The organism is Fusicatenibacter saccharivorans, assembly GCF_027667425.1.
Classification (GTDB): Bacteria; Bacillota; Clostridia; order Lachnospirales; family Lachnospiraceae; genus Fusicatenibacter; species Fusicatenibacter saccharivorans.
The window spans coordinates 15,709-32,592 of the sequence record NZ_JAQEGR010000005.1 but is presented as its reverse complement, the minus strand read 5'-3'; the positions used below and the strand labels follow the sequence as shown (position 1 = coordinate 32,592).

Genomic DNA, 16,884 nt, shown 5'->3' with positions numbered 1-16,884 from the left:
ATTGTAAAAACAAATTGAAAAACCCTCCGGTTTTTGAATTACCGGAGGGCTTGAAAATTATTTCTTATTTTTTTTCTTTCTTGTTGCAATAAAGAGGCCTGCTCCAAGAACTACAAGTACAGCCGTAACCACTGCCAGAATCGGCATAGTATTGGTATCACCTGTCTGAACAGCCGGAATCGGCGGCGGGGTTAATGTTACGGTCTGATCCGTATCATTAATATCCTTATGCTCGCCAACAGGACTGTCATTGGTCGAGATTGTCTCAAACGCTACCAGAGTTTTGCTTTCAAGACCGTCTCCTTTGAAAGTAAATTCAATTTCAACGGTTCCATCTGCTTTATTCGGGACAAATGTCTTTGTTGCTGTAACTTCTTTTCCGCCAATAACAAGAGCTGATTTAGTCGCCTTGTCCATTAATACACCTGTTACAGTATATTTCTGGCCAGGAATCAAATTTTTATAAGCGATCTTGTCTACTACGGTAAGAGTTCCTTTGGAGGTGAGCTGCTTATCGCCATCTGCCTTATCCGTTGCGGTTGTATGAAGTTCCGGAACATAGATTGTCTGCTTCTCATCATTGATGTCAGCATGAACAGCCACATTCTTTCCTTCATAGGTACAGGTTTCGAATGCTACCAGAGTTTTTCCTTCCAGTCCGGTTGCGTCAAAGGTAAAGGTAACAACAACGGTTCCATCAGCTTTTTCTGGAACAAATTTGGTTTCAGCAGTAACCTCTTTGTCGTTGACAAGAAGTGCTTTTCCTGTTTTTTTGTCCATCAGGGTTCCCGTCATGGTATATTCTTTACCCGGAATCAGTCCCTCGTAAGAAACTGTGTCTTCGAGAGTAACTTTTTCGTCTGCGAGAGCATTATGGCTCTTGCTTTCCGTATCCTGTACTTCAGTCTGGATATGCGGAACATACACGGTCTGCTCTGCGTCATTGATATCTTTATGCTCACGAACGATGATTTCATCATCACCCTTCTGATAATATAAATCCTCGAACGCAACATAAGTGTGTTCAACATCTTCCAGTTCGGTTCCATCAAAGGTAAAGATAACGTCAACTGTTCCGTTCGCTGCCTCTGGGACAAATGTGGTTTGTCCAGTTACAGGAGTGGCTTCATCAGCTACCGTTTCTTCGTCATTTTCAGATGTGATCATTTTTGCTTCTACCGCTTTGTAGGTGATCTCACCATCTTCTTCTACTTTTTCCTGCAGTGATCCTTTCAATACATATGTATTTCCCGGGATCAGATTCTCGTAGGTTACAGTATCTGTGATTGTGATATGTCCATCGCGGTAAGAGTTCTTGATACCCGTTTCAGCATCGACTGCTGATGTATGGATATCCGGCAGATATACGGTCTGATTTTCATCGTTAATATCTGCATGTGTTGTCAGCTGAATACCTTTATAAGAAAGATCTTCAAATGCAACTACAGTTTCGCCTGCTACGGATTCTGCATCAAAGACAAAGACTACATCAACAGAACCATCTTTGGTTTCTGCTGTAAAGGTTGTAGATGCCGTAACCTCTTTTCCGTTAACCAGCACAGGTTCTTCCGTATAGGTGACTTCATCTGCAGGCTGTTCGGAATCATCCGGAACATCTGGGGTTTCTGCATCCTGATTGGAATCATTCGATTCGTCCTCATTCTTTACAGGAACTTTCTTCATCAGCTTTCCGGTTACGGTATACTCATGGCCAACGATCAGGTTACGGTACTGTACGGTATCAACAAGTGTTGTCTGTCCAGATACGGCTCCCTGATGATCATCGGTTGTCTGATCTACATTTGTGGTATGGATCTCCGGATAATGCACAGTCTGTCCATCATCTTTCATATCTGCATGAGATGTTACCTTTACGCCATTGTGATACAGATCCTCAAAAATAACGACATCATTTCCCTGTAACTGGGTAGAATCCAGGACAAATTCAAGTGTTACTTCGCCGTCTGCTTTTTCCGGAACGAATGTTTTTTCGGAAGTGACATTGTTTCCTTCTGCATCGGTTGCCATTCTGATGCCACTGATTGCACCAGTAGCCGACATTTCAGATGCTGTATAGGTGTATTTCTCGCTGCCACTGGAAATTACAAAGGTAAATACCGGATTCGCATCTTTCAGAGTTTCAGAAGAGTTAATAGTTGCAATAACAGTTCCAGATGCTTCTGTTGGCGTTAATGTACCAGAATAACGTAATTCCGGAATATCATTTCCGTCTGCATCAACTGCAGTTCCCGTTACCTGATATGTCTTTCCAACGGTGAGGCCGTCATATTCAGCGCGGAAACCATACTGATAGGATGCACCCGGATTAACCATTGCGCTTCCTTTTACAGTGTATTCTTTGCCCGGAATTAAATTCTCATAGCGGACTACATCTTTAATGGTTACTGTGCTGCCAATTACGCCTTCTTTATCGTTTGTGGACGCATCGGTTGCGGTTGTATGGATTTTCGGAATATGGACACTCTGATTTTCGTCTGAAATATCTTCATGCCGTGCAACGTCAATATCGTTATGGAACAGTTTCTCAAATGCTACGGTTGTTTTTCCTTCCAGCGCATTGCTGTCGTAGTTAAATAACAGATTAACTGTTCCCGAAGTTTTGGTTGCTGTAAAGGTCATTTCTGAGGTGATTTCTTTTCCATTCTGGGTAATGGCTTTTCCGGTATCCTTATCCATCAGAGTACCTTTTACGGTATAGCTCTTTCCGATAATAAGGTTTTCGTATTTAACCGTATCCACAAAACGGCCATCTTTTGCGGATGTTCCAACGTGATCCTTGGTAGAACCATCAGAAGCAGTCGTACCGATCTTCGGGTAGTGGATTGTCTGCTCTTCATCGTTAATATCCGCATGGGATGTTACATTTTTCTTGTTATGGTACAGATTCTCATATACAACGGTAGTTGCCCCAGCTAAATCAGAAGCATCCAGCTTGTATACAAGGTCAATCGTTCCATCTTTTGTCTCTGCCACAAATTCTGCAGACGCTGCGATTTGTTTGCCGCTCGCAACAAGCGGTTTGCCGGTGTCTTTATCCATAAGTACGCCGGAAATGGTATAACGCTTTCCTACTACCAGATTCTTGTAGGATACGTGGTCGATAATCGTTGTCTTTCCGACGGTTCCGACACCATCGTTCGTCTGTTTATCGACTGCGTTCGTACGGATCTCTGGGAAGTAAACGCTCTGCTTATCATCGTTGATATCTGCGTGTGTGGTAACGGTGACTCCGTTATGGAGCAGCTCTTCAAAGATAACAACTGTGCGGTTTTTCAGATTACTTGAATCTAAGGTAAAGGTTAAGGATACTTCGCCGTTCGCTTTTGTTGCCTTAAAGGTAACACTCTGAACAACATCTTTGCCATCTTTGTCTTTTGCAGGAACTGCCTGCTCCGATCCAGATGGTTTAATCATTGCTTTTCCAGAAATGGTGTATTCTTTACCTACTACCAGATTTTTATAGGATACAACATCGGTAATCTGTACTTCTTTACCGATAGTTCCTACCTGATCTCCAGTTTCAACACTTGTAGCTGTTGTCTGAATCTTCGGAATCTGTACAGTCTGGCCTGCATCATTGATATCCTCGTGACGAGCAACATCTTTTTCATTATGATACAGTTTTTCATACGCAACCGTTGTTTTTCCTTCCAGCACGCTGCTGTCATATACAAATGTAAGATCAACGCTTCCTTGGGCTGCCGTAGCTGTAAAACTTGTTTCGGCTGTTACGGCCTTTCCATTCTGCTCAATGGCTTTTCCGGTTTCTTTATCCATCAAGGTACCTTTGATCGTGTACTTCTGTCCAACAATCAAATTGCTGTAAGATACAGTATCAACAAGGCGTGCTTCTTTGGATGAGGTTCCTACATCATCTTTTGTGCTGTGATCCTTTGCAGTGGTGCGGACTTTAGGATAATGAACAGACTGTTCCTCATCATTAATATCCGCATGGGATGTTACATTGATCTTATTGTGAATCAGATCTTCAAAAACAACTACCGTTTTATCTTCCAGCACAGAAGCATCCAGCTTATAGGTCAGATCTACCGTACCGTCTTTGGCGGTTGGCTTGAAGGTTGTTGTTGCTGTGATTTCTTTTCCGTTTACGAGTAACGCCCTTCCGGTGTCTTTATCCATGAGTTTTCCGGAAACCGTATACTCTTTGCCTGGGATCAGATTTTTATATGTTACATGATCAATGATCGTAGTCTGTCCAACAAGTCCTACATGGTCCTTTGTTTGACTATCTGCTGCATTCGTGCGGATGGACGGATAATATACCATTTCGTTTGCATCAGACAGATCGGTTGCTTCTGCTACTTTGGTTTCGCTCTTATCGTCATTGACAAGGTACATTGTCTGTGTGATAACCGCGGTTCCCTCAAAGTCAGATGAATCCCAGTTGAAAGTAACATCGACAGAACCAGATCCTTCCTTGCTGTGTACGTGGAAGTTCTTAGACGCAGTAATTGCTTTTCCATCTGCTCCGGTTAATGCTTTTCCGGTGGACTGATTTACAAGCGTTCCTCTTACAACATATTCCTTGTCATAGGCTAATCCTGTATAGGAAACAGTATCGGTAATCTTGTCATTTTTGCTGCGTACACCACTCTGATCGGCCGTTGCATCATCCTTGGCAACAGTTTTCAGACTCGGAATCGTAACGGTCTGGTCGGTATCGTTGATATCTTCATGGGCCTGGACTTCAATGCCATCCCAATACAGATGCTCAAACGCAACCAGAGATTTTCCTTTCAGTTTCGAACTCTCAAAGCTGAAGGTGATATTCACAGTGCCACTTGATTTTTCAGCAGTAAAAGTCTGCTCTCCGGTGGCAATTACGCTTCTGTCATCTTTTCTGACCAGCTGTCCTTTTAACGTATAAGTACGTCCAACCTTCAGACCACTGTATTTAACTGTATCAACTACGGTAGCCTTTTCACCAACTGGAACACTGTGGGTTCCTGTGGTTGTGTCTTTTGCGGTTGTTTTAAGGACAATTGTATGGTTGACCTGCGGGTTTAAGCTTGCATTGGTCTTCTCGGAATCTACGGTTACTGTAGTCTCGATCAGATCTTTTCCATAATTTCCCTTGCAGGCAAGCTCACGGATGGAATAAGTTCCATACTGCAGTGCGCCACGGTCTTTATTTACGGTTCCATCACCAAACCATGTTCCATACTGGCCGGAAAGTTTCGATTCATCGGTAATCTTCTTTCCGTCCTGATATTTATCAAGGCCATTGGTATTGGTTGTATGTGCGATTTCTGAGGTATCTACAACACCATCCTTATTGGAAAGGACAACGTGGGATTCCTTGGTTTCATTATTGGTGATCAGGAATGGAATGTTTGCCATTGCACTTCCATCATCATCGATCTTATAGAAATGAAGATCTCCACGAATGATGTTATCCGAAGCAGTAAATCCATCCTCTGCAATCACGGTATCACCATAATGCAGTACAACTGCATCACCTTTTTTCTGAATAGTACCGAAAAATTTACCTTTTACCGAAACATCGCCATTGGTGAAATTATTGTCTTTGTTGTAGCCTTTGACAGCACTGGTTTCTTCAATAGTAATTGTTCCTAACGGTAAAATTGGGCTGCCATTGGCATCGAGATAGAAGTCATCGCCTTTTACTTTGCATGTTTCACTTAACTGCGCGCGGTAAATGTCTTTGCCTCCAACCGTTCTCTTGATGGCTTTGATAACCCATGTTTTGGTCGCTTTTTCAGGAAGATCAGACTCTTTTTCATAGATCTTATTGTAATATTTTACTGTAAACTCTGTACCGGAAAGATCTTTAGAAGTATCCTTATTTCCTTCAGAATCGACTTTATTGATCGTAATAACTGCTGGGTCATTTAACGGTTCATCTGTCATGGTAACTTCTGCTGTCTTTTCTGGTTCTACTTTAATAGAAGGCATTTCTGTATTAAGTTCAAAGCCCTCTGGAGCAGAAATTTCTTTGACTTTGTATGTTCCAGCATCAACCTTGCCAAAATCGGCAACACCTTTTGCATTTGTTTTTGCTGTTGCCACCTGTTTTCCATTTGAATCGATCAGTGCAAATTCAGCACCCTCTAAGGAATAGCAGCTATTACCATTCGTCAGGGATTCATTGGCAGATTTTTTGATTACCTTTGCTTCGCCCTGCTGCAGCCATGTTACAGTCAGCGATGTAGAGGAAGTATTCGGGAACATCTGGATATAGGTTGTATGCTGTACGGAGTCATCTCCAGTATCAACGATCATTGCCTGAGAATCATTCATGGATGCGCCAAGCTCTCCGGTGGAATAGGTTTTTCCCGGATTCGTGCCGGCCTTCGCAAACAAGAAAAATTTCTGTCCACCATTGATGGTAACATTCTGATTCGTGTACTCTCTGTCGGGAGAATACAGATGGATGTATACACCCTGCGGAATTTTCATTGTTACGCTGTTCATATCATTCGCATTCAGAGTAATATCCGGTGTACGCTGTTTACCATCGGTAGAATCGATGTAAGCAGTAGCCTTTGTTTTACTGAACGCAACTTCCGTACTTTCGATCAAATGTGCTTTTGCAAAATCGAGAATAGGCTTTGCAAGATCAATACCATTCTGTTTTCCCTCTTCGCCAGACAGCTGCTCATTTCCATTGTACGCATAGTTCAGCGCAAATGTAGTTCGAATAATGGCTTCTTCCTGTCCCATACCAGCAAGAGGACCTTTGCTGAATCCCTGACCGCTCTCTCCATAGTAGAGAACTGTACGGGCAAGGTTGTTATCAAATGGATTAGCAACACCGGAGTTGGTATATCCATTATGATCCGGCGTATGTTTTTCCTGCTGCATACAGAAAGCTCTCTTATTATCGATGATAAAAATCGGAACCGATCTACCACCGTAATGTGCAAATCCCATTGTGCTGATTGTTACTTCTTTGCTTTCAGCTCTGGATCTTGACAGATCAAACAGTGCAATTTCGGATACATCCGGAAGTTTATAGGCTTCTGGACCAGCCGCAGGCTCGTCGGCACCTGGGTCGGTGGATAAAATTGAATTATCAACCGTATCCGTTGTCTCTGCTGCATTTTCCGAAGGATTCGATGTTACTTCGCCTGCCGCATTCGACGCAGATTCATTATCCGCACTCCTCTGGAATGCGATTTCAAGAATCTTGTCTCCTTCCACAGCAATATCATTTGAATACTCCTGTGTTTTTTCCGGCAGATCAACATCATCTGCTCCTGCATCTGTAGTTACTCGATACGTTGCGATATAATTTCCGTCATCGCTCGTGACTTTGGTTTTAACAACAGTACCTTTATCGGCTTCAAGGACAAGATCATAACTATTTTCCGGTTCTGCAGTCGTCACATTGCCGTTTGCATCGGTAATTGTTGTTTTGTCGTTCTCTTTTCGGATTGTCTGCGTATTTTCTTTTCCATCACTACTCTGTGTTGTGACTACAATACTTCCGCCGGCATTATCAATCTGGATTGATAATGTACCACGTTCCACTGCTTCCGGAATAATATCCGTAGTTGTGGATGGATCGTTGTCATCATCTGTTGCGGCGCTGACGGTATTTACGCCAACCGAACCGCTACTCATTGCTACCAGCAGTAATCCGGCAGTGACTTTCCGAAGATAGTCCTTCATTTTCTTCATCATCACGCAATCTCCTTTTCTATATTTTTTTATCCAACCCGGGTGACGAATCCGGAGTCGAATAAGGGATATTTATTTGTCCCTGTATATAGTATTGTAAATCCAACTATTTTTTTTGATCGTTTTTTCAAAAGTGCTTCGGCGGGTTGATTTTTGCTATATGCTGTACGCAACGAATGCGAAAGAAGAGGGAAATATAGAGGATCAAATGATGCGGAGACATATGGTAGGCAAGTGGTAGACGATCTGGAAGCGCAGAATAGAAAGAAAGGACCATGAAATTTCCATGATCCTTTTCAACACTATAAAGTAATTCACGAGGTAGTAATAACGGATTTTCCGTTTACCAAAAATGAGGAATCGACTTTTTCGATTGCGGGAAACAAGTATACTAACAAAAACAGATCAAACAAAAACAGTGTAAAAAATAATTGTTGTGCATCTGGCCCGGATGACACGAAGCATGAATTCGAAGCGGCAGAGAATATCAAATCATCAGTCAGCCAAAAGAAGGCATCTGCTCCAAACCGAAAGGAAGCAAATGAGCTATTCGAACATCTTTGGGCGCTTTATTCCTCAAAGAGGGGGAAAGGACAAGTCAGCGACTAGAAATATCAATTTTTAGTAGCTCCGCAACCACTGCACTTATAGCCAGTCAATCTTTGCTCAGTTCTGGCTTGCTCGTCTACAATTGTTTCGTCATATGCTTCGCTAACCAATCTCTGTTCATCATATGCGTCCTGATCCGTAACCGTTGTGCTTCCAACACAAACTTTTTGTGAACTATAGCTATGATCCGTAACAGCCGAATGATCACCTACAGCTTCGATTGCATCTGGACCATATCCAAAATCTTCCCCACATACATTGCATACCTGATGGTATTCATAAATTGGTTCCTCATGGGTAACCGCATCATGGTGGATTGTCTGATATACTGCATCGTGATGGACGGTATGGGTTTTCGCTGGGATGTTTACGGTCGTATACTGCTCAACCCAATTATGTTCATGAGGAGCCTTAGTCGGAGCAGGTGTGGCGGTTGGAGCCTTAGTTGGAGCAGCAGTCGTTGCCGGGGTACTTGGCTTCTTGGTTGGAGCAGGCGTTGATGTTGAAGAAGATTTCGGGACACTCTTGGTCGGAGTCGGGGTCGTCTTAGTGCTTGCGCTGGTATTCTTTTGGGACTCCGTATCCTTTTGGGCTTCTTCCTTTGGCTTATCCGTAGGTGTAGGCGATGCTTTCTTTGTATCTTCTTTCTTTTCGGAAGTATTTGATTCCTGTTTTTTGTCAGAGGTTGTTACCGTATTTGAAACTTCTTTTCCCGAATCAGCCGAAACTGATGTAGTTCCCTTTTTTTTACAGGACTCCGGAATTTCTGTCTTTTCTTCAACCTCAGTTCCATCGCTCTTTTTGCAGATCTCATCTTTGGACCCAATTACTACCGTATCTTTATCAGCCAGCTTTTCGGCTTCTGTTTCGGAAACAACAGATACTTTCTGGGTAATGGTAATAACAGGGTTTGTATTGGTGGTATATTTGGCTCCTCCCGGGGTTGCCTTCGGGTTTTCTTTTGAGGACAAATATTCAGCCAGCTTCTCTGCATTTATCTCTACTTCATATTTTACTTCATATTCCCCAACTTTTTCTAAATCAATCCCTGAACCACTGGCAGAAATGGAATTTACAATATCCTTATCATAACAAATTCCATGCAGCAGGTTTGGAGAATCAGCGCTTTGTAAAATATACAGATCATGAATTCCAGATACTGCATCTTTGATATCTTCCTCAGTATAATTATCCTCAGTGATAATATCTTCAGAGGAATCCACAACGGAATGGCTTTCTTTTACAATGGAAGAACTGGAAACACTCTGGGATTCAGAATTACCTGTTTCTGGAGCAGTCTGCGTTTTCGGAGTCCCGCATCCTCCCAATCCGGTACTCAATAATCCTGTCATAACCAATAAGGACATTTGCGTTCGTTTTCTCATAAAAAGATCTCCTTTCTTTTCTTAAGGATGTATTTCGGTTATATATGGTATTCCAAAAAAGATTTCTATTGCGTTTTCACGTATGAAAAAATTGGGATATCTCGGGTAACCCAAACTGTTCTTTATTATACCGCGGCTACAACGGAATTACAATCATCTTATTGTTTTATAGTACAAGATAAGACTATTATTGTATCGTAAGGGACGATAATTGAATCACTTGGGACAATAAAGCAGATAATTATTTGAAATTTGCTAATGAATTTCATGTACCAGATCTCAAAAATGACCTTTTACGGTCCGCAGATAATCCCAGGTAACAAAATTAGGGAAAAATATAGGCCAGAGGTCGCTAAATAATGCTTTCGTGTTGGAAAGTGGTAGGATAATATATTTTTTTAGGCTATTTTTACTGGATTTTTCTTATTTTTTTGGCATATTTAGAGGGAGTCCTATATTATCCCTAATAAACAAGGTCTTTCAAAAACGTCTATAGATAAAGCAAATTCTTGCTTCAGTTCTAAATTCAAAAAAATGGTCTAATATAAGACTATTGTATTATTTTAGACTATAGTTTTTAGTAGGACTATAATCAAAGGCAAAAAAAACAACCTGGGAGATTTCCCAGGCTGTCATGTATTTCACTTAATTGCGTTTTGCTTCCATGCAAACATCATTCCCAGCGTAGCCATCTGGTGGCAAATCCTCCTCAAAGATTTTCTAAGCGCATATACGCCTACATGCACGATCAAATTCAAATGTAGCAGCAGCAAGCATATCTACGCCAAATTGCCATTTTTCTGTTTGGATTCCACGATACTTCTGCCACAAAACTTCCAAGCCATCATATGCCATCTTACAAAACGATTCACTGGATTGGCAGCTCGTGAGTACCCGTCCAAGCATGTTCCGGAATAAAACATAATATTCCTTAAAAAAGTCAACATACTGTTCCAGGCTAATTGTCTTCCATGTTTTCTGCTCCGTTACTCGCCCAAGTGCAAATAACAGATCAAAGGAGAAGTCTCCCGGGTAGAACTGGATAAACTTCTCTGAATATTGGGAGAATAAAGCATTTGAATCTTCGGAAGTATACATTTCACGAAAAAATTTGTTAAAATCCTGAAACAGATTGAAATAAAAACTTCCTTTTGAAAAATTGTAACAATCCATAAAATTCCTCCAATCATTCATGAATACATTTTTCGTAAAGCATCACAATTGAGTAACCGATCACCATGATCAAGATAGCTTTAAAGATCTTATCCGCCTCAATAGCTACGGTAATCCACCACATAACGAAAAACGCACCCAAGATCCCTAATAATTCCAAAATATCATCCTTGTTTTCTTCGATGTATCTTTCGAACCGTACACCTAACCAATATCCAATTTCTCCTAAAGTATCCAATGTTTCATTAAATTTTTCATTGAATTTTTTCATTAAAGTCGTCCTCTCTTTGACAAAATGTATTTCAGATCTTATAGGTTTCGATACTCCTTTCATCGTTTATTTGATCTGATATTCATAGAATTAGAAAGGCGAAAAAAAATAAGCGAAACCTTTTACAGTCTCGCTTATTTGGATATCCATTATAAATAATCTCTTAACAATGCTTTTCTTCGCGGAGAACGCATTTTCATGAGGGCTTTTGCCTCGATCTGACGGATTCGTTCTCTGGTGACGTTCATTTTCGAGCCAATTTCCTCTAATGTCTGTGGCTTTTCGCCGTTAAGACCATATCGCATTTCCAACACGGCTCTCTCACGCTCTGTTAAACTATCCATTGCTTTTTCCAATGCATCACACAACGATGAATAGACAGCGGATTTTTCAGGATTTGACTGCATATTTGTAGCCGGGACAAAATCTCCGATCGAAGTATCTTCCTCCTCACCAATTGGTAAATCCAAGGATGCCGGCTGTTGCTGATAATTTCTTAACGCAGCTAAGGCCTCTTCAGAAATTCCAAGAGCTTTTGCAATTTCGCTCTCTTTTGGATCTCGCTGCAGTTCCTGTCTCAATTTAATTTCCATCCTGCGAGCTTGATTAAATTTATCAAAGAGATGGACCGGAATACGAATTGTACGACTGTCATTACAGATAGACCGTGTAATCGCCTGTCGAATCCACCAAGTCGCATAAGTGGAAAACTTATATCCCTTCCTGTAATCAAAGCGGGTGACCGCATTCATGAGTCCCATATTTCCTTCTTGAATTAGATCCATAATGGAAAGATTCGAACCTCCAACATAGCGTTTAGCAACACTTATGACCAGACGTAAATTAAAACGAATAATCCTATCCCTTGCCTCAGCGTCTCCGGCCTCATACCTTTTAAAAAGTTCTTGCTCTTCTTCCAGACTCAAAAGAGGATCATTTCCAAGTTCGTTCAGGTACATCTTAACAGAATCAGTGCAATCTAAATCAAAATCGTCCTCTAATAAAGTATCATCAGAAGAAGCATTTTCCTGCTCCACAAACTTAAAGTAAATAACCTCGGCCTGTTTTTCATCAATTCCCTCTTTGATACAGCTTTTCCTAAACTGTTCAAAAGAAGACTGTTCTTCATAGATCTTCTGCAATCTTGAGGTGATTACCATATTTTCCTTCGTTTCCATAATTTCTTACCACTCTTCCGTTTCAAATTTTGTCTGCTTGCTATCCCTGTCCAGTACAATTGCTGCACGGAATTTATTTCCTTTTTTCGACACAAAAGAAATATAATTAGCCGTTCGGCCATCAACAAGGATCTGACGAACCTCATCTTCTGTCAGCTCGTGTTTACAAACGTTTGTTCCTAAATGAAAGCCGCATCCGGAACGATCTGGGCAAGCATATCCCCAATCATACTTTTTCAACGACTTGTTGCAGAATGGGCAAATTAATTCAGTTTCTTCTGCCGGCGGGAAGTAGAATTTTACCTTTCCGGATTCACGATCAACGATCAGCCGTGCATTAAATTTTTTCTTTTCTTTTGACACAAATCCTCTGATTGTCTGTGTCTGTCCCTCCTTGAATAAAAGTTCCAGATCTGCGGTTTTTAATGTTACTCCGCAAACCTTTTTGGGAACTTTAAAATCACAAGTTTTTTCTTTATGGCCGGAGCAGCCATACATATTCAAATATTCTTCCATTTTCTTACCGCATATAGGGCATGTGTAATCTGTCATTTTTCCTTCTTTCCCAGCGCCTAAAATAGGATTTATAGGGGCTGTTATAACTTGATTTGTCCAGTTTCGAACAGATGCTTGTAAGTCACTGAGGAAAGATTCATAAGAATCCATTCCATTTTCTATATCATCAAGCCGTTTTTCCCATTGCGCTGTCATAACGGCCGATTTTAGTTCTTGAACAGGAAAACATGCAATCAAATTTATTCCTTTTGTAGTTGGAATGATTGTCTTGCCTTTCTTTTCTATGTATTGTCTATCTTCCAGCGTCTGGACGATAGATGCCTGTGAGGAAGGTCTTCCTAATCCTAGCGGACGTTCCCCGGGCTTCCCAGCCATGAGCCTACGCAGCTCTTCATCCTCTAATGTTTTTCCGCAATTGATCATTGCGTTCAGCAGAGTTGCGTCTGTATAACGTTTAGGCGGTTCCGTTTCTTTTTTTAACGCTTCGAAATCAGCGGTAACTATCTCACCATTCTTAACATTTGGGATAATTTTATCTTTTGGAACACCAAGAACAGCTAAAAAGCCTGCCGACACCAACGTCATTCCTGTTGTTTCAAATACTTCATTCTCAACAACTGTCTGAAATTTTGTTTTGTTAAATACCGCATCCGGGAACAGCATGCAGATTACAGACCTCGCAATTAAGTCATATAGTTTTCCTTCATCACCAGTAGGCATTCCCGCTTTGGGGGTTGGTACAATAGCATAATGGCTGGAAACTTTATGACTATCGAAATAATGTCTGTCTAAGGGATCTACTCTTCTTCCAGTGTTGTACTCAGAATACACTGTAAGAGACATCAAATGGTCGATGGTCCGCTGCATTTCTTCCCCCATATCATCTGGCAGATAGACGGAATCTGTACGTGGATATGTTATATATCCGTTTTCATACAACTTCTGTGCCAACGAAAGTGTCTTAGACAGTGAAAATCCATATTTTTTATTGGCATCCATCTGCAGTGTGGACAGATCGTACAAATATGGCTTTTTCTTTTTGATCTGCTCCGTGTGCAGATTGGATATCACACCAACATGTGATCCATTCTGCAGCTTACTTAATAATTCATGTGCTTCCTGAGCGTTTGGAATTTTTTGTGATACATGGGTTCCGATATATTGGATTCCCTTTTGTGTCGCAAATTTTCCCTGAAGGACAAAATAAGGGGTTGGCTTAAAATCATGTATCTCATTTTCCCGTTGCACAATCATATTCAGGACCGCTGTTTGTACACGCCCAATTGACAGTACCCCATTGTTCGGATATTTAAGTGTACAGGCGACTGTAAGATTCATTCCAACGATGAAATCTCCTGTTGAACGCGCTCTTCCGGACTCAATAACAGATAACCGATCTGTACTGCTAACCAGATTTTCAGGTAAAAAAGCCTTTTGAAAAGATTCCTGGGACTGTTCATGAAAGATAGCCCGCGAGTATGGAGTATTACACTGCATATAGCGATACAAATAATCCATAATCAAATCACCTTCACGATCACTATCTGTCGCACAGATAATATGATTTGCTTTATTGAAGATGTTTTTTATGACGTTGTACTGTTTCGTATTGTTGCCAAGCAATTTAAGCTCATAATGGTCTGGAATATATGGTAATGGAATATTTTTCCAATTCTGATACCGTATATCAATGTCCGGAAGTTCCTTGAGCGTACACATATGCCCATATCCCCAAGTAACATAAGCTTCCTGCCCCTGATAGCGGATTTTAAAATATCCATTTTTAGTCCGTTGGGCCTTGATCTGACGTTCGTATTTTTCCAATTGGCTGAATGTTACCACTACACCATTTTCCAACGGAATCCCGAATAATGCCGCCGCGATTTTAGTACCCATATCTGGTTTTTCTGCATAAATCGCAATCATTTTGTTTCCTCCGTTTCCAAAGAATCAACCAAAACCAAATTTTCACATAAAAATTTACGAACCATTTTCCGAGCTTCTTTATTTTCTTCTGTTGTGATGCCAGTAACATCGATCCAGATCAGAAAATCAATATATTTTGCTGGATTTTTTTCAATGTATTCTGAAAAATCCCACAAAGTCGGAGCGTAATCTTCTGCTTGAAACCTCATGATTCGAAATTTTTCGCACATTTTATCGTAATCTTCATACGTGCAAACAATTTTTGACATTTTACACCTCCCTATTAGAATGAGAAATTCAAAGGAAAATAGCTATTTCCTTAATTTAGAATTACAAAATTTATCAAATTCCAATTTTCACGTACGAAAAAAAAGCACTAACAATCAAATCGACTGTTAGCGCTTTTCCTTAATTAATAAAACCTGTGATGGATTTCTTTCCACAAAGTCCCCACTTATCTTTTTTGTTTGCTTCTACATTTGATTGCAGTGCTTCTTTTATCTCGTCTTCGGATTTTGCAGTTACATTATTTTTTAGTCTATTCCAAGAATCAGATGCCGCATCTGTAATCGCATTGACTTTTCGTGTAATCTTACCGCTGGCATTGGTAGCCTGCTTGATTTGTTTTAGCTGATTTTTAGCTGCCTGTTTGTCTGATCCGGCAAACAACACCGACGAATCGGTATCTACAATCTTTAATAGCTCTTTTTGGGTTTTCTGAGTCAAATCGGTATTCAGATTGTTATAAATGTTCTGATTGGCTTCTGTCGCCTTGTCGAATAAATCTTTCTGGGTTTTCTGTGCTTCCTGTCCGCCGCTATTCATTTTACTCAATTTTGAATATGATTGTATTGAATACGCATCGGGTCCAGAAGCCGCCTTTTGAAAAATCCACTGTGTATTGATACTGTCTTTGACACTAGAAACACCAGAACTTGACAAAGCATCCTTATAGATATCGCTCACATTGGAGGCTGCACTACTAACCAGATGTGACATATCATAGCCTTCTGGCAAGGTAGGCGTTGATAAAGATAATTCTTTCGTTACATCTCCAAATTGACTTTGAAAGAGTTGCATGCTATTTCCGGATTGCCCGCTTGCATCCACATAATCACTATACGTATTCATGCATTGCGAAGCCAGAGAAATATACTGCGCATTTGTGGCCGAACTATCATAGCCACTTGCGATATCTACATCCGATAAATCATATAGATTCTCGGTTGGAAATGTAATTTCATAATTTTGAGCATAATACTCAGCAAGATCAAGCTGTTCTGTCGAAGCCATCTGATTCTGAACCTGTTGATACATGGACTGAAAATCATCCGTATCCACAATAGTATCCATATAGTCTGCCTTTAACGTCTGCAATGTTCGTGCTATTTCAGTGCTATCCACACTTGATACATTAGCAGAAGCTTCTTGGTTAAGTGCATACACATTAGATGTTTGCAACACCGTTGCAATAATTAATACAGAAGGCAATATCCTCGTACTTTTCATAAATCTTCCCCTTTCCTAAACTACTATACCGCGGTTAACACTTTTCGATTATAGTATCATAAATCAATCCCATAACAATTTAGGGATTTCCGGCGGCAATGGCCGTTTGTGCTGCTGTATATTTTGACATGGAATCAATGATATTTTGGTGTAACGCCAAATATTTGTACGCGAGTGTGGTAACATCTCCACTATTTTCACGAGCCATATCTAAGATCTCCTGAAGATGCGTCAATGTCTCCTCAACACCTTCACAAGCATATTTCTGATTATATGTATAAGATCCAGTTCTTACAGGATGATTTTCCTTTTCCTGTTGATAGCTAACCTGAATTACGCTTAATTGATTTTGCAGCAAACTAACATGATTCAAGAAATCGTCCTCAGAAATGCTTTCGGCAATATAGAGAGAAAAAATGTCATCCATTTCACCCGCATATACAGATAAATCATTAATATAGTCGCTTTGCCGTTCATACCATTGTTTTCCAGTATATTGTTTCTGGTATTTTTGAAAACTTTTAAATGCAAAAATCCCCAAAATACTTAATGCGATTATTGTGACACATAAAATAATTTTCTTTTTCGTCATTACTCAAATTTCCTTTCTGTCGTACGTGAATTCGTTTTT

9 protein-coding genes are annotated in these 16,884 nt (G+C 40.6%); all 9 read right to left on the bottom strand.

All coding sequences use genetic code 11. The annotated features are described in order from the left end of the window. Window positions 1-57 precede the first annotated feature (57 nt). The 9 genes from PGS38_RS05700 to PGS38_RS05660 all read right to left on the bottom strand — a co-directional run bounded on the left by PGS38_RS05700 (window position 58) and on the right by PGS38_RS05660 (window position 16,845). Window positions 58-7,689 carry a VaFE repeat-containing surface-anchored protein gene (locus PGS38_RS05700; protein WP_270476026.1) on the bottom strand — a complete coding sequence of 2,544 codons (7,632 nt, stop codon included), beginning with the start codon at window positions 7,687-7,689 and terminating at the stop codon, window positions 58-60. Window positions 7,690-8,300: 611 nt separating this feature from the next. After that, window positions 8,301-9,680, bottom strand: a complete 1,380-nt coding sequence (locus PGS38_RS05695; protein ID WP_118640151.1) for a TFIIF alpha subunit family protein — start codon at window positions 9,678-9,680, stop codon at window positions 8,301-8,303. Between the two features lie 720 nt (window positions 9,681-10,400). Continuing rightward, window positions 10,401-10,853 carry a hypothetical protein gene (locus PGS38_RS05690; RefSeq protein ID WP_270476025.1) on the bottom strand — a complete coding sequence of 151 codons (453 nt, stop codon included), beginning with the start codon at window positions 10,851-10,853 and terminating at the stop codon, window positions 10,401-10,403. A 13-nt stretch (window positions 10,854-10,866) separates the two neighbouring features. Further along, a complete protein-coding gene (locus PGS38_RS05685) occupies window positions 10,867-11,124 on the bottom strand; it encodes a hypothetical protein (protein WP_117802216.1) in 258 nt (85 codons plus the stop codon). Window positions 11,125-11,273: 149 nt separating this feature from the next. Then, a complete protein-coding gene (locus PGS38_RS05680) occupies window positions 11,274-12,302 on the bottom strand; it encodes a sigma-70 family RNA polymerase sigma factor (protein WP_117802217.1) in 1,029 nt (342 codons plus the stop codon). A 6-nt stretch (window positions 12,303-12,308) separates the two neighbouring features. Then, the gene (locus PGS38_RS05675; protein ID WP_117802218.1) at window positions 12,309-14,744 is read right to left on the bottom strand and encodes a type IA DNA topoisomerase; all 2,436 of its coding nucleotides are present in this window, start codon (window positions 14,742-14,744) and stop codon (window positions 12,309-12,311) included. Then, window positions 14,741-15,013, bottom strand: a complete 273-nt coding sequence (locus tag PGS38_RS05670; RefSeq protein WP_117802219.1) for a hypothetical protein — start codon at window positions 15,011-15,013, stop codon at window positions 14,741-14,743. The genes PGS38_RS05675 and PGS38_RS05670 overlap by 4 nt, the downstream gene beginning before the upstream one ends. Window positions 15,014-15,152: 139 nt before the next feature. Then, window positions 15,153-16,253 (bottom strand): hypothetical protein, encoded by a 1,101-nt coding sequence (locus tag PGS38_RS05665; protein WP_117802220.1) that lies wholly within the window; start codon window positions 16,251-16,253, stop codon window positions 15,153-15,155. Window positions 16,254-16,332: 79 nt separating this feature from the next. Further along, window positions 16,333-16,845 carry a hypothetical protein gene (locus PGS38_RS05660; protein ID WP_117802221.1) on the bottom strand — a complete coding sequence of 171 codons (513 nt, stop codon included), beginning with the start codon at window positions 16,843-16,845 and terminating at the stop codon, window positions 16,333-16,335. Between the last annotated feature and the right edge of the window lie 39 nt (window positions 16,846-16,884).